Genomic DNA, 14,033 nt, shown 5'->3' with positions numbered 1-14,033 from the left:
GCGCTTCACGACCGGCGTGCGGCCGGGCTTCAGTGCCCGTGCACGTCGTGCGTGGCCGCGATCTGCTTCCAGGACTTCGGCTGCGCCACCGGGCCGCGGGGTGCACCCAGGGCCCGCTTGGCCGCGCCGCTCGCGGGCTTGGACGGCTGGAACAGCCAGGTGTCGAAGAACCCGGCCAGCTGCTTGCCGGACTTCTTCTCGGCGAACGCCACGAAGTCGGCCACCGAGGCGTTGCCGTACTTGTGCTCGGTGGGCCAGGACTTCAGGAGGCCGAAGAAGACCTTGTCGCCGACCTTGTTGCGCAGCGCCTGCAGGGCGAGCGCGCCACGGTCGTAGACGGCCCCGTCGAACTGGTTCTCCGCGCCCGGGTTGCCCGGCTTGACCTTCCAGAACGGGTCGTCGGCCGGGTGCTGGGCGTAGACGTAGTCCGCGAGTTCCTGCGCCGTGCCCTCGCCCTCCTTCTCCGACCACAGCCACTGGCTGTAGGCGGCGAAGCCCTCGTTGATCCAGATGTCCTTCCAGTCCTTGAGGGAAACGCTGTCGCCGTACCACTGGTGCGCAAGCTCGTGCACCACGACCGAGACGTTGGTGCCCCGGTCGAAGGCCTTCTTGCCGTAGAACGGGCGGGTCTGGGTCTCCAGGGCGTACCGGGCCGGCACGTTGGGGACATAGCCGCCGACCGCGTTGAACGGGTACGGCCCGAAGACGCTTTCCAGCCACTCGGTGATCTCGGTGGTGCGCTCGATGCTCGCCCGCGCCGACCCCTCGTTCGCGCCGAGGTCCTTGCTGACGGCGTTGATCACCGGCAGGCCGTTCGCCGTGGTGTCGGTGGTGATGTCGAATTTGCCGACCGCCAGCGTCGTCAGATACGTCGCCTGCGGCTGGTCCGAGCGCCAGTTGTAGCGGGTCCAGCCGAGCTTGGAGGTCTGCGAGGCCAGCACGCCGTTGCTGAGTGCCTGGGTGCCGTCCGGGACCGCGACCGAGATGTCGTAGGTCGCCTTGTCGGTGGGGTGGTCGTTGCTCGGGAACCACCACACGGCGGAGTCCGGCTCCTGGGCGATCACCGCGCCGTCGGGCGTACGGGCCCAGGCGGTGAAGTCGTCGATCTTCAGCTCGGAGGGCTTGCCCGCATAGCGCACGACGACGCTGATCTGCCGGCCCTTCTCCAGCGGCGCGGCCGGGGTGACCTCCAGCTCGTGCTTGCCGGACGTGGCGAAGGTGGCCTTCTTGCCGTTGACCCGTATCTCGCTGACCTTGAGGCCGAAGTCCAGGTTGAAGCGGGAGAGGTCCTGGGTGGTCGTGGCGAGCAGCGTCGCCGTGCCCTCCAGGAGGTCCGTCTTCGGCTGGTACTTGAGCCGCAGGTCGTAGTGGGAAACGTCGTATCCGCCGTTTCCGCTCTCGGGGTAGTAGGTGTCGCCCACGCCCGGAGCGCCCGGGGAGAAGTCGGCCGCGGAAGCCGGGATCGCCAGCAGCAGACTGAGCGCGGCCGCGCCCGGGACGAGGAGTCTGTGACGCACGAGTCCTCCAACTCGTAGGGGGATGGCTCTGGTTCAGACCCTAGACAGCCCACCGGGGCAACGTCATGGACATGGCCGGATCTGACACATGACCGACATGAACCACCAACTGGCCCGGCCAGGTCGTACGCCCGGCCGGCGCTGTGCACCCATGCACCCCGTCGGACCGGACGCGATATCGCCACCGGGTTCCCTGGACCCGACGTCCCGGCCGGACCTGGCGTCCCCACTGGAGGACCTGACATCCCCACTGGAGGACCTGGCGTCCCCGCCGGTCCCGGCGCCCCCTCCGGACCCGACGCCCCGGCCGGTCTCGTACGACCCGTAGGTGCCGGGCGTCGCCGGCCGCACAGTCGTCGTCATCCGCACCCTTACGCACGGGAGTTGAGCCGCGCTACGGTCCGCCCGTGACGAACCCTGCGCGGTTTCCCCGCATCCCCTTCACAGCGTTGGTGCTGGCGGCCGTCGCCGCCCTGCTGTCCGCACTGATCGGGCCGGCCGCCGCGCAGGCGGCACCCGGCGAGAGCAGACCCGTGTACTCGTACGACCACGCGATACGCGAATCGGTCTGGGTCGACACCCGGATCGACGGCGATGCGGACGGGCGGACCGACCGCGTCGCCGTCGACATCGTGCGGCCGTCCGAACCGGCCCGGCAGGGCCGGCGGATACCGGTGATCATGGACGCCAGCCCGTACTACTCCTGCTGCGGACGCGGCAACGAGAGCCAGAAGAAGACCTACGACGCCCATGGCCGGCCGGTCCAGTTCCCGCTCTTCTACGACAACTACTTCGTGCCGCGCGGCTATGCGACCGTCCTCGTCGACCTGGCCGGCACCAACCGCTCGGACGGCTGCGTCGACGTCGGCGGCCGCTCCGACATCCAGTCGGCCAAGGCCGTCGTCGACTGGCTGGGCGGCCGGGGCCGCGCCTACACCGCCCGCACCGGAGGCAGACCCGTCACCGCCGACTGGTACAACGGCAGCACCGGCATGATCGGCAAGAGCTGGGACGCCACCATCGCCAACGGCGTCGCGGCCACCGGCGTCAAGGGGCTGAAAACCATCGTCCCGATCGCCGGCATCTCCTCCTGGTACGACTACTACTTCGCCAAGGGCGCCCCGCTCTACGACTCCGGCCCGGACGCGCTCGCCCACGCGGTCGACAGCCCGGACGCGCAGAAACGATGCGCCGCCGTACAGAAGAAGCTCGCCGACGGGGCCCCGCGCAGCGGTGACTGGACCGCGCTGTGGACCGAACGGGACTACGTCCGCAACGCCGGCAAGGTCCGGGCCAGCGTCTTCCTGGTCCACGGCATGCAGGACCTCAACGTCCGTACCCGGCACGCCGGTCAGTGGTGGGACGCGCTCGCCCGGCACGGCGTCGCGCGCAAGATCTGGCTCTCGCAGACCGGGCACGTCGACCCCTTCGACTACCGGCGCACGGACTGGGTCACCACCCTGCACCACTGGTTCGACCACTATCTGCTGGGTTACGACAACGGCATCGACCGCGCCCCGATGGCCGATGTCGAGCGTTCGCCCGGCGTCTGGTCCACCGACCCGCAGTGGCCGGCGCCCGGCACCACGGCCACCACACTGCGCCCGCGACCGGGCCAGGAACCCGGCGTCGGCGTCCTCGGCACCCGTAAGGCGCCCCGGGGCACCACCGAGACCTTCACCGACGACCCCCGGCTCGGTGAGGCCGACTGGGCGGCCCACATCGACCGGCCGACGCCCGCCAAGGCCGGGTTCAGCACCGGGGAGTTGCGCACGCCCCTGCGGTTGTCCGGCTCGGGATCGGTGACCGTCACCGTCACCCCGAGCACCTCCACCGCCCACCTCTCCGCCGTCCTGGTGGACCTCGGCCCCGACACCATCCGCAACTACGGAGCCGACGGCGAGGGCATCACCACCCTCGACAGACGCACCTGCTGGGGCGCGGGCAACAACGGGGACACCGGCTGCTTCAAGGAGACCGCCGCCGACACCGAGAAGGTCGCGTACACCGTCCTCAGCCGCGGCTGGGCGGACCTCGGAAACTACGCCGACCCCCACAAGGGCCGCCCGCTCACCCCGGGCAAGCCCTACACCCTCACCCTTGACCTGGCCGCCACCGACCACATCGTGCCCGCCGGGCACCGCCTCGCCCTGATCGTGGCCGGGACCGACGCCGGGCTGATCGACCCGCCCTCGTCCCGGCCCACCCTCACCCTCGACCTGTCCCGCACGTCCGCACGCCTGCCGCTGACCGGCGGCCCCGCGGCCCTCGCACGGGCCACGGCACATGCGTCCGCCCCTGCCCCCGCCCACCGGACGGCACCGCTGGACGGGATCGCCCCGCCGCGCTCGATCAGCCGGATGCCCGGCGGGCAATGACCGCCGGGGGTGTCTCCCCGGTAAGGCCGATCTCCGGTACGGCCGGTCTTCGGTGAGGCCGGTCTTCGGTGAGGCCGGTCTTCGGTAGGGCCGGTCTCCCCGGTAAGGCCGGGCCAGGGAGACACCCCGAGGGCTAGGGGGTCAGGGGCCGCCCACTGCGGGCGGCCCCGCAACGCCCCCCGGCCGCCGCCCCCCCGGCCCGCCGCCTCCACCCCGGCCAGCACCACACCCCGCACCCCCCGCACCGCACAGCCGGCCCCCGTACCGCACCCCAACGGCCCCCCACCGCCCCCGACGACCCCCACCGCTCACCCAAGGGAGGCACCCGCCCGTGATGCTCCGTACCCGTACCCGTACCCGTACTCGTCGCCTCGTCCTCGCGACGCTGGCCTTCGGTCTGACCGCCACCCTCGGCGCGACCCTGCCGGCCGCACCCGCCCGCGCGACCGGAACCCACTTGCCCCGTACGGGATTTGAGGCCAGCCATGGCGCCCGCTGGACCAGCGACTTCGAGGAACAGCGTTTTCTGGCCACCGTCGACCGTGCCACCCCGCGCGTCCGCATCGACCGGATCGGCACCACCGCGCAGGGCCGCCCGCTCCGGCTCGTCCGCATCGGCGCCCCGGCCCCCGCCTCCCCGGCCGCCGTACGGCGCGGCAACTCCGTACTGCTCATCTGCTCCCAGCACGGCGACGAGCCCTCCGGACGCGAGGCCTGCCTCACCACCGTCCGCGACCTCGCCTACGCCACGGACCGGGCCACCCGGCGCTTCCTCGCGCGGACCAGCGTGCTGGTCGTCCCCACCGCCAACCCCGACGGCCGGGCCGCCGACACCCGCGGCAACTCCGAGGGCACGGACATCAACCGCGACCATCTCGCCCTGAAGACCGCCGAGGCCCGCGCCATGGCCCGGGTGCTGCGCGACTACCGTCCCGACACCGTCTACGACCTGCATGAATACGGCCCCACCGTGCCGTACTACATGAAGGACCTGCTGTCGCTGTGGCCGCGCAACCTCAACACCGCGGCCCCCGTGCACCGGGAAGCCACCTCGCTCTCCCAGGACTTCGTCGCCCCGGCCGTGCGGAGGGCCGGATTCAGCACCGGTGTCTACGGCATCTGGACCGACCCGGAGACCGGTGACCCCGTCAAGCAGGTCGCGGGCGACGGCCAGGAACGCATCCTGCGCAACACGGCCGGGGTGAAGGGCTCCGTCGGGCTGCTCGTCGAGACCCGGGTCGATGCCCTCACCGCCGCCGAGAAGGCCGACCCGGCGCTCAACAACAGACGCCGGGTCACCTCCCAACTCGCCGCCCTGAAAGGCGCGTTCGGCTTCCTCGTGCAGCACCGGCGGCGCATCGAGGCGGCCACCACCGCCGCCCGGCTCACCGGTTACGCCGACCGTGGCCCGGTCCACCTCGGCGGCGCGGACAACGAGCCGCCCGCCCCCGGCCAGGTCCTGACCGACCCGCCGTGCGGCTACCGGCTCGCCCCGGAGCAGTTCGCGCAGATCCGCGACGAGCTCGCGCTGCACGGAGTGACCGTCCTCCGGGACGCGGACGGCTCGGTCGTCGTGCCGCTGCGCCAGTCCCTGCGCAACCTCGTTCCGCTCCTGCTGGACGGCCGGGCCGCCTACCACCTCACGTCCGCCACACCACTGGCCACCTGCCCTGGGTCGGCCCGTACGCCGTAACCAGGGTCCTTGGCCGGCCCGTACGCCGTAGTCGGACATCCGCGGCCGGCCCGTCACCGTGCCCGGACATCGGCGGCCGGCCCGTACGCCGTAACCGGAACGTCCCCGGGCGGGCGGTGTGCCCCCGGCGGGCAGAGAGTAACCGCCGCTCCCGCCTCAGCCGTCTGCTCCCGACCCACTCCAGCCGCCTACTCGGCCCCTTCCCAGCCGCCTACTCCCGCCCCACCCGGCCCAGAATTTTCCGCACCCACCCCACCACTTCGTCGGCGCACCCCCACGCCACGGTCACCCCCGCGCCCCCGTGGCCGTAGTTGTGGACGCACCAGGCGTCGCCCGGCAAGCGCTCCGCCTCCAGGCGTACCGCGGGGCGCGCGGGGCGCAGGCCGACCCTGTGCGCCAGGACCCGGGCCCGTGCCACCTCGGGGAAGGGGCCGGCACAGCGCGCCACGATCGCCGCCGCCACCGCCGGATCAGGCTCCCGCGACCAGGCGCCCTCGCGGGCGGTACCGCCGAGTACCAGTCCGTACGGCTGCGGCAGCAGGTAGGTGGTGTCCGTCGCGCCGCCGTCCGCGGCCACGAACCACTCCCGCACACCCGGGTTCGCGACGATTACCAACTGACCTTGCACCGGCTGTACTTGTGGGTCCGGGACGAGCTCACGTGCGCCCAGGCCGGAGCAGTTCACCACCACCTCGGCGGCCCGCCCGGCCTCCTCCAGGGAGGACAGCGCCCGGCGTTCCAGGGTGCCGCCGGCCGCGGCCAGCCGCCGCTCCAGGTAGCGCAGATGGGCCGGCATGTCCACCAACGGGGTGCGCGCCCGCCACCCCGCCGCGATGCCCGCGGGGAGCTCGTCCGGGCGGGCCGGCCGCAGCCCGGGAACGGCCTCGTACCACGCGGAGAGCCCGTCGTCGTCGCCCGGCGCGGCGGCCGCCAGGGTGCCCGTCACCAGCCGGGCGCCGGTCTCCTCCGGTCGCCGCGCCAGAGCGGACAGCACCTCCAGGGACCGTACGGACCAGGCCACCGCCCGCTCGTAGGGCCGGATGCGGTACGGCCAGCACAGCCCGCCGGCGACCGCGGAGGTCGTCGCGTCCGCCGCGTCCCGGCTCACCACCCGCACCCGGTGGCCGTCCTCCGCCAGCGCCACCGCCGACGTCAGCCCGATGACGCCACCGCCGACCACCCACACCTCGTCCGTGCCCGTGTCGCTCGTCATGGCGGGATGCTAGGGCGCAGCCCCACGAGGTGTCCCCTCCGGCGAGGCACCCGGTGGTCGTCGCGGAAGCCGGACTTCCGCCATTGGTGATCTTGCGGTAACCCTCCGGCAGCGGTGCGGACAAACCAGGACCTTAGGCTGGGGAGCAGCACCCGTCGGCCGATGTCGCCCCTCGGATCCGCCCGCCGTCCGTAAGCCGTCGACCAAGGAGACCCATGCTCCGCGCGCCGCGCGCCGTGCCCGCCTGGCTCGCCCACCCGTTCCGCTGGCAGCGGCTGCCCGTGCCCTGGGCCGCCGTCGCCCGCGGTGCGCTCTGCGCCGGGCCGCTGCTCGGCGCGGGCATCGCCACCGGCCATCCGGCGCCCGGTGTGCTCGCCGCGCTCGGTTCCATGCTGGCCGGCGTCAACGACCGCCCCGGCACCCGCCGCACCGGTGTCGTGCACATCGGCCTGCCCGCGCTGGCCTCGGCGCTCGGGATGCTGATCGGCGCCTCGCTGCGGGAAGTGGACGCGGGCTGGTGGGTCGTGCCGGCGCTGTTCGCGGTCGGTTTCGTCTCCGGCGCGGGCAGCGTCGCCGGTCCGGTCCGCTCGAACGCCGGGATGCAGATGCTGGCCACCACGGTCCTGGGCGCCGGGATGCCGCTGCCCGGCGCACCGTGGGCCAAGGCACTGATCCTGCTCGCCGGCTGCCTGTGGCTGCTCCTGCTGCGGCTGGTGCTGCGGCCGCCGCGCCCGGTGGGCGGTGCGCTGAGCGGTGAGCGGGCCGCGGTCGCCACGGTCTTCGACGCGCTGGCCGACGCCCTGGGCGCGGCCGGCGGGCCCGGTGCGGAGCCCGCCCGGCGCCGGCTCAGCGCCGCACTGGACCGCGCCGACGAGGCACTGCGGCTGCGTCTGCTGACGGACCGGCTGCTGCGCCGCCCGGTCGACCCGGACGAACTCCTGCTGGCCGAACGGTTCGCCGCGGCCACCGCGTTGTGCGAGGCCAGTGTCGCGCTGCTGTGGGAGGGCCGTCCGCTGCCGGCGCGGGTCGCCGACAGCCCCCGCCGGTTCGCCGCCGCGCTGCGCACCGGGCGGCCGCCGGGCCGGCTGTCCGCCCCCGAGACCAGCACGCCCGGCCGCGGCGCCTTCGACCAGGCGCTGCTGGACGCGGCGGTGGCGTTCGCCCGCAACGAGCCGCTGACCCGGTCCCGGCCCCGGCCGGGGCGGCCGGAACCGGCGCGGCGCGGGCACGAACTCCTCGGCCCGGCCGGGCGGGACTACGGCCTGCGGGTCGCGCTCTGCATCGCGGCGAGTGCGGCGGTGGCGCTGCTGCTGCGGGCGGACCACTGGTACTGGCTGCCGGCCACCGCCACCTTCCTGGTCAAGCCGGACCTGGGCCCGCTGTTCTCCCGTACCGTCAACCGCTTCGCCGGGACCGTCGCCGGGGTGCTGGTCTTCGCCGGGGCCGGTCTGCTGCTGACGGGGGAGTGGTGGCCGGCCCTGGTGGCGGGGGTGGGCGGGGCGCTGCTGCCGTTCGCCACCCGGCACTTCGCGCTGCAGACCGTGGCGATCACCCTCATGGTGCTGTCGTTCGTGTACGTCAGCGGTGCCCGGGAGGCCGCCGTCGAGCGGATCGTCGACACCTCCATCGCCTGCGGCATCGTGCTCGTGGTGGGACATCTGCCGCGGCTCGCGGACCCGCGCCGCCGGGTCGGGCAGCGGGTCACCGCGGCGCTGCGGGCCACCGAACGCTTCCTGCGGCACGTCCTTTCGGCCCGGCCCGGCACCGACCCCGCCGAGCGGCTGGCGCTCCGCCGGGCCGCGTACCGGGCGCTGGGGGAGGCCCGGGCGGCCGCGGAGACGGCCGCCGCCGAGCTCCTGGCCGCCCGCGACCGCAACCCCGACTGGCCGGCCGTGGTCACCGCCGCCGAACGCATCGTGGACGCCGCGACCGCCTGCGCGGTACGTCTCGACCACGGCGCCCGGCGCCCGGGCACCGAGGAGGCCGAGCGGCTGTGCCGGGCGCTCCTGGCGATGGCCGGCGCACTGGAGGATCCCGGGCGCCGGCCCGACGCCGGTTTGCCGGACGTCGAGCTGCGGGCCGACCCGGACTGCGCCGCGCTCACCGACGTCGCGGCGGAACTGGAACGCATCCGGGGGCACGCCGGGGCGGGGTGAGCCGGCGGGCAGCGGCGAGGGCCGCTGTGCCCACCGCCAGCGCGAATGCCATGAGCAGGACGCTGACCCCGACCGGTGCCCGGTAGCCGAAACCGGCGGCGAGGGCGGCGCCGCCCAGCCACGGGCCCAGCGCGGCACCCACGTTGAGCGCCGCGGTGGCGAACCCGCCGGCCAGGGTCGGCGCCCCGGTCGCCGCGTAGAGCGCCTGCGCGACCAGGGTGGAGCCGACCCCGAACGACAGCGCCCCCAGGGCGGGGACGAGCAGCACGGCCGCCACCGGGCTGCCGGCCGTCAGCGCCAGCAGGGCCCATCCGGCGAGCAGTGCCGCCCCGCCGGCCAGCAGCAGCGGCACCGGACGGGTGTCGGCCAGCCGCCCGCCGGCGCGCACACCGGCGAACGAGCCCAGGCCGAAGAGCGCCAGTACGGCCGGCACCCAGCCGGTGCCGATCCCGGCGACGTCGGTGACCAGCGGCGCGAGATAGGTGAAGGTGCAGAAGGTCGCGCCGTTCACCAGCGCGCCCAGGAGCAGGACCAGCAGCAGCCGCGGCGAGCGCAGCGTCCGCAGCTCGGCCCGCGCCCGCACGGTGTCGCCGTCCGCGGCCCGCCCGCCGTCGGCCGGGACCGACCGGACGATCGCCACCACGGCCGGCACCGACACCGCGGCGACCGCCCAGAACGCCGAGCGCCATCCCCACGCCGCGCCGAGCAGCGCACCGGCGGGCACGCCCGCGACACAGGCCAGGGTGGTGCCGCCGAGCAGCACGGAGGTGGCCCGGCCCTTGGCGTCCGGGGCGACCACGGACGTCGCGGTGGCCAGGGCCACGGCGAGGAACCCGGCGTTGGCCAGGGCCGCGACGACCCGGGTGGCCAGCAGCACCGCGAAGCTGGTGGTGACCGCGCCGGCCACGTGGACCAGCAGGAACGTGACCAGGAACGCCAGCAGCGCCCGGCGGCGCGGCCAGCGCCGGGCGAGCAGCGCCATCAGCGGCGCCCCGACGATCATTCCGACGGCGAACGCCGAGGTCAGCGACCCCGCCGCGGACAGCGGGACGTGCAGATCGGCGGCGATGTCCGGCAGCAGGCCGGACAGCATGAACTCGGAGGTGCCTTGCGCGAAGACGGCGAGTCCGAGCAGATGGAGGAAGAAGGGCACAACAACACTCCGCAACCACAGTGTGGATCGACGTGCGTCACCTCACAGGGGCGCAGCGGAACGCTCGGGCACCTGAGGTTCTGGCACGGATCCTGACGGGACGTCAGATGGGAAGGCCGGGCGCACGACGGCGCGCGCACGGCAGGCGACGACGATCCGGTGGCGGCGGAGCACAGGGGAGTGACGGCACTACGGCGCAATGCCGGGCCGGCGAGGCAACGCGAAAAGCCACCGGACGGCCGGTGGCCGGCGTCTTGACGCCTCGGGGCTGGACATGAGGCGCAGCCTAACGGCGGCCCGCCGGGCCGGTCCACGCAATTAAGGACGCACACACAGCTGGGCCCCGGGGGTCAGGAGACTCCCCGGGGCCCGTCCGGTCCGGCGGTCCGGTCAGCGGCCGCTGCCGTCCTTGCCGAGCAGCCCGGCCCGGCGCAGCGCGTCCGCCATGGCGTCGTTGGCCGGCCCGGCGTCCCGGCCACCGCCGCGGCGGTCACCGCCCCGCCCGCCGCCGCCCTGCCGGCCGCCGGCAGCCTGGCGCTGCCGCGGTGCGCCGCCCCGGCCGCCGTCGCGCGGCCCGCGGCCGCCGCCCGCACCGGCGCGGCGCTCGCCGCCGCCCGCGGGGGCGCCCTTGCCGGGCTCGTCGTCCAGACGCAGGGTCAGCGAGATCCGCTTGCGCGGGATGTCGACGTCGAGCACCTTGACCCGCACGATGTCGCCCGGCTTCACCACGTCCCGCGGGTCCTTGACGAAGGTCCGCGACATCGCCGACACGTGGACCAGACCGTCCTGGTGGACGCCGACGTCCACGAACGCCCCGAAGGCGGCGACGTTGGTCACCACACCTTCCAGGAGCATCCCGGGCTCCAGGTCGCCGATCTTCTCCACGCCCTCCTTGAAGGTCGCGGTCCGGAACACCGGACGCGGGTCCCGGCCCGGCTTCTCCAGCTCCTGGAGGATGTCGGTCACCGTCGGCAGACCGAAGGAGTCGTCGACGAACTCGGCCGGCTTCAGGGTGCGCAGCACCGCCGCGTTGCCGATCAGCGAACCGACCTCGGTGCCCGCCGACTTCACCATCCGGCGCACCACCGGATACGCCTCCGGGTGCACGCTGGAGGCGTCCAGCGGGTCGTCGCCGCCCCGGATCCGCAGGAAGCCCGCGCACTGCTCGTACGCCTTCGGGCCGAGCCGAGCCACGTCCTTGAGGGCCTTGCGGGAGCGGAACGGGCCGTTGGTGTCGCGGTGCGCGACGATGTTCTCGGCCAGGCCGGAACCGATGCCCGACACCCGCGACAGCAGCGGCGCGGAGGCGGTGTTGACGTCCACGCCGACGCCGTTGACGCAGTCCTCGACCACCGCGTCCAGCGAGCGCGACAGCTTCACCTCGGACAGGTCGTGCTGGTACTGCCCGACCCCGATCGACTTCGGGTCGATCTTGACCAGCTCGGCCAGCGGGTCCTGCAGACGGCGGGCGATGGACACCGCACCGCGCAACGACACGTCCAGGTCCGGCAGTTCCTGGGAGGCGAAGGCGGACGCGGAGTAGACCGAGGCGCCGGCCTCGGACACCATCACCTTCGTCAGCTTCAGCTCCGGCTGTGCCGCGATCAGGTCGGTGGCCAGCTTGTCGGTCTCGCGGGAGGCGGTGCCGTTGCCGATCGCGATCAGCTCGACCCGGTGCTCGCGGGCCAGCTTCGCCAGGGTGGCCAGCGAGGCGTCCCACTTCTGCTGCGGGACGTGCGGGTAGATCGTGTCGGTGGCGGCCACCTTGCCCGTGGCGTCCACGACCGCGACCTTCACGCCCGTACGGAAGCCGGGGTCCAGGCCCATCGTGGCGCGGGTGCCGGCCGGCGCCGCGAGCAGCAGGTCGCGCAGGTTCGACGCGAAGACCCGCACCGCCTCGTCCTCGGCGGCCTGCCGCAGCCGCAGCCGCAGATCGATGCCCAGGTGCACCTGGACGCGGGTGCGCCAGGCCCAGCGGACGGTGTCCAGCAGCCACGGGTCGGCCGGGCGCCCGCGGTCCGCGATCCCGAACTTCGCGGCGATGGACCGCTCGTAGGAGCTCGGCCCCTCGGTGGCCGCCGACAGGTCCTCCGGCTCCAGGGTGAGGTCGAGGACCTCCTCCTTCTCGCCGCGGAACATCGCCAGCACCCGGTGCGAGGGCAGCTCGGTGAACGGCTCGGCGAAGTCGAAGTAGTCGGCGAACTTCGCGCCGGCCTCCTCCTTGCCCTCGCGCACCTTCGCCGACATCCGGCCGCGCGACCACATCCGCTCCCGCAGCTCACCGATCAGGTCCGCGTCCTCGCTGAACCGCTCGGTCAGGACGGCCCGCGCCCCGTCCAGGGCGGCCGCCGCATCGGCGACACCCTTCTCCGGGTCCACGAAGGCCGCGGCGGCCGCGGCCGGCTCCACGGAAGGGTCGGCGAGCAGCCCGTCGGCGAGCGGCTCCAGGCCCGCCTCACGCGCGATCTGCGCCTTGGTGCGGCGCTTGGGCTTGAACGGGAGGTAGATGTCCTCCAGCCGGGCCTTGGAGTCGGCGCCGCGGATCTGCGCCTCCAGGGCGGCGTCCAGCTTGCCCTGGGACCGTACGGACTCCAGCACCGCGGTGCGCCGCTCCTCCAGCTCCCGCAGGTAGCGCAGCCGCTCCTCCAGCGAGCGCAGCTGCGCGTCGTCGAGCATCTCGGTGGCTTCCTTGCGGTAGCGCGCGATGAACGGGACGGTCGAGCCACCGTCGAGCAGTTCGACCGCGGCCTTCACCTGCCGCTCCTTGACGCCGAGCTCCCCGGCGATCCGCGCTTCGATGGATCCGAGGGCCCCGATGGGCTCAGTGGCTGCCGTCACGTTGATCCTGCCCGCCTTCCAGCTCTTGCTTGAGCCTTGCATTGTGCCGGGTGACCGGGCGGACTGTCGCGCCGCCCAGCCGGTGGGCGGCACCGGGGTGCGCGCGGTGCCGGCCCACCCCGGTGGCCGCGCGCGGCCTACTTGCCGAACAGCGCGGCGGGGAACGCGCCGGCGTTCATGACGGCGGTGGTGAAGCCGGTGGCCAGCTCGGTGAGCCGGGCCACGCCCGCCGCGCCCAGGTGCTCGTACGGGGCCCGGTCCAGGCGGTCGGTGGTCTCCTCCAGGTCCTTGCGCAGCTGTATGCCGGTTTCGGTCAACTGCCCCTCGCCGTCCAGGAGACCGCGGGACCGCAGCCGCTCCTGGGCGGCCTGCCAGTCCTCCTCGGACCAGCCGCGGGTCGCAAGGACACCCCGGGGGCTCATACCGCGGCCGGTGGCGGTGTGGGTGACCAGCGCCTCCAGACCGTCCAGTTCGGCGTCCAGCAGCGCCACCAGGTGGCCGTCGCCGCGGTGTTCGCGCAGCAGGGTCGCGGCGTGCCAGTAGGCCAGGTGCGGCGCCTTCGGCACCGGGAGGTCGGCGTGCGCGGCGTACAGCGGCCGGGCCCTGCGGCTGCACGCCTCGGTGGCGCGCAGTGCCAGCCCGGCGGCCTCCGCCATCTCCGGTGACGTCACCGCCTCGTCGCCGAGCAGCCGGCGCAGGGTGGCGTCGGCGGCGCGCAGCCGGGCGTCGAGCACGTCCTGCGGGGTGGTCTTCTGCCACACCTCCGGCAGGTGCCGGGCGATCAGCTCGTACTTGAAGTTGTAGAAGGTGGCCGCGACGGTGCCGGGACCGACCGCCCCCATCGCCGCGCTGCGGCAGACGAAGTAGCCGGCCCTGGCGTCCTCGACCCCGGCCTTGGCCATCTCGGCGGCAAGCTCCGGCGCGAAGTAGTGCGTGGAGTGGAAGGGGTTGATGACGTTGTGGCACGTGCGGCCGGCCCGCTCGGGCAGTGCGCTGTGAGAGGTCATGGGGGCAGGGTACCGACCCGTCGGTATGGCATCGGGGGCAGGGCCCCGACGGCCCCACGAAGACTTCCGCGGTTGCCC

9 protein-coding genes are annotated in these 14,033 nt (G+C 74.1%); 4 read left to right on the top strand and 5 right to left on the bottom strand.

Going from position 1 to position 14,033, the window contains the following annotated elements:
- Positions 1–29: 29 nt before the first annotated feature.
- Entirely contained in the window at positions 30–1,517 is a 1,488-nt protein-coding gene (locus tag ACGF4C_RS16150) for a M1 family metallopeptidase (protein WP_393566726.1), read from the bottom strand.
- Positions 1,518–1,605: 88 nt separating this feature from the next.
- Between ACGF4C_RS16150 and ACGF4C_RS16145 the strand changes: the two genes are divergently transcribed.
- From ACGF4C_RS16145 to ACGF4C_RS16135, 3 genes are all read left to right on the top strand, one after another.
- Complete coding sequence (locus ACGF4C_RS16145; RefSeq protein ID WP_393566724.1) at positions 1,606–1,845, top strand: hypothetical protein; 240 nt, start codon at positions 1,606–1,608, stop codon at positions 1,843–1,845.
- 79 nt (positions 1,846–1,924) lie between these two features.
- Positions 1,925–3,895 carry a Xaa-Pro dipeptidyl-peptidase gene (locus ACGF4C_RS16140; RefSeq protein ID WP_393566723.1) on the top strand — a complete coding sequence of 657 codons (1,971 nt, stop codon included), beginning with the start codon at positions 1,925–1,927 and terminating at the stop codon, positions 3,893–3,895.
- A gap of 334 nt (positions 3,896–4,229) precedes the next feature.
- On the top strand, positions 4,230–5,588 hold the full coding sequence (locus tag ACGF4C_RS16135) for a M14 family metallocarboxypeptidase (RefSeq protein WP_393566940.1): 1,359 nt from the start codon (positions 4,230–4,232) through the stop codon (positions 5,586–5,588).
- A gap of 211 nt (positions 5,589–5,799) precedes the next feature.
- On the opposite strand, the gene ACGF4C_RS16130 is transcribed toward ACGF4C_RS16135, so the two are convergent.
- Positions 5,800–6,801, bottom strand: a complete 1,002-nt coding sequence (locus tag ACGF4C_RS16130) for an FAD-dependent oxidoreductase (protein ID WP_393566721.1) — start codon at positions 6,799–6,801, stop codon at positions 5,800–5,802.
- A 215-nt stretch (positions 6,802–7,016) separates the two neighbouring features.
- On the opposite strand from ACGF4C_RS16130, the gene ACGF4C_RS16125 reads away from it, so the two are divergent.
- Complete coding sequence (locus tag ACGF4C_RS16125; protein ID WP_393566720.1) at positions 7,017–8,957, top strand: FUSC family protein; 1,941 nt, start codon at positions 7,017–7,019, stop codon at positions 8,955–8,957.
- Here ACGF4C_RS16125 and ACGF4C_RS16120 read toward each other — a convergent pair.
- The 3 genes from ACGF4C_RS16120 to ACGF4C_RS16110 all read right to left on the bottom strand — a co-directional run bounded on the left by ACGF4C_RS16120 (position 8,902) and on the right by ACGF4C_RS16110 (position 13,955).
- Entirely contained in the window at positions 8,902–10,110 is a 1,209-nt protein-coding gene (locus ACGF4C_RS16120) for a Cmx/CmrA family chloramphenicol efflux MFS transporter (protein WP_393566718.1), read from the bottom strand. The two genes, ACGF4C_RS16125 and ACGF4C_RS16120, sit on opposite strands and share 56 nt — an antisense overlap.
- Positions 10,111–10,500: 390 nt before the next feature.
- The gene (locus ACGF4C_RS16115; RefSeq protein ID WP_393566716.1) at positions 10,501–12,948 is read right to left on the bottom strand and encodes a Tex family protein; all 2,448 of its coding nucleotides are present in this window, start codon (positions 12,946–12,948) and stop codon (positions 10,501–10,503) included.
- Between the two features lie 137 nt (positions 12,949–13,085).
- A complete protein-coding gene (locus tag ACGF4C_RS16110) occupies positions 13,086–13,955 on the bottom strand; it encodes a hypothetical protein (protein WP_393566714.1) in 870 nt (289 codons plus the stop codon).
- Between the last annotated feature and the right edge of the window lie 78 nt (positions 13,956–14,033).

The organism is Streptomyces sp. NPDC048197, assembly GCF_043202395.1.
Lineage (GTDB): Bacteria > Actinomycetota > Actinomycetes > Streptomycetales > Streptomycetaceae > Streptomyces > Streptomyces siderophoricus.
Note: the sequence above shows the minus strand (reverse complement) of the source record. Positions and strands in the feature narration are given on the sequence as shown.

What these genes read in the sequence shown, in the direction of transcription:
- ACGF4C_RS16145 (WP_393566724.1), top strand. Translation starts at nt 1,606, where the DNA reads ATGACCGACATGAACCACCAACTGGCCCGGCCAGGTCGTACGCCCGGC.
- ACGF4C_RS16135 (WP_393566940.1), top strand. Translation starts at nt 4,230, where the DNA reads ATGCTCCGTACCCGTACCCGTACCCGTACTCGTCGCCTCGTCCTCGCG.
- ACGF4C_RS16130 (WP_393566721.1), bottom strand. Translation starts at nt 6,801, where the DNA reads ATGACGAGCGACACGGGCACGGACGAGGTGTGGGTGGTCGGCGGTGGC.
- ACGF4C_RS16125 (WP_393566720.1), top strand. Translation starts at nt 7,017, where the DNA reads ATGCTCCGCGCGCCGCGCGCCGTGCCCGCCTGGCTCGCCCACCCGTTC.
- ACGF4C_RS16110 (WP_393566714.1), bottom strand. Translation starts at nt 13,955, where the DNA reads ATGACCTCTCACAGCGCACTGCCCGAGCGGGCCGGCCGCACGTGCCAC.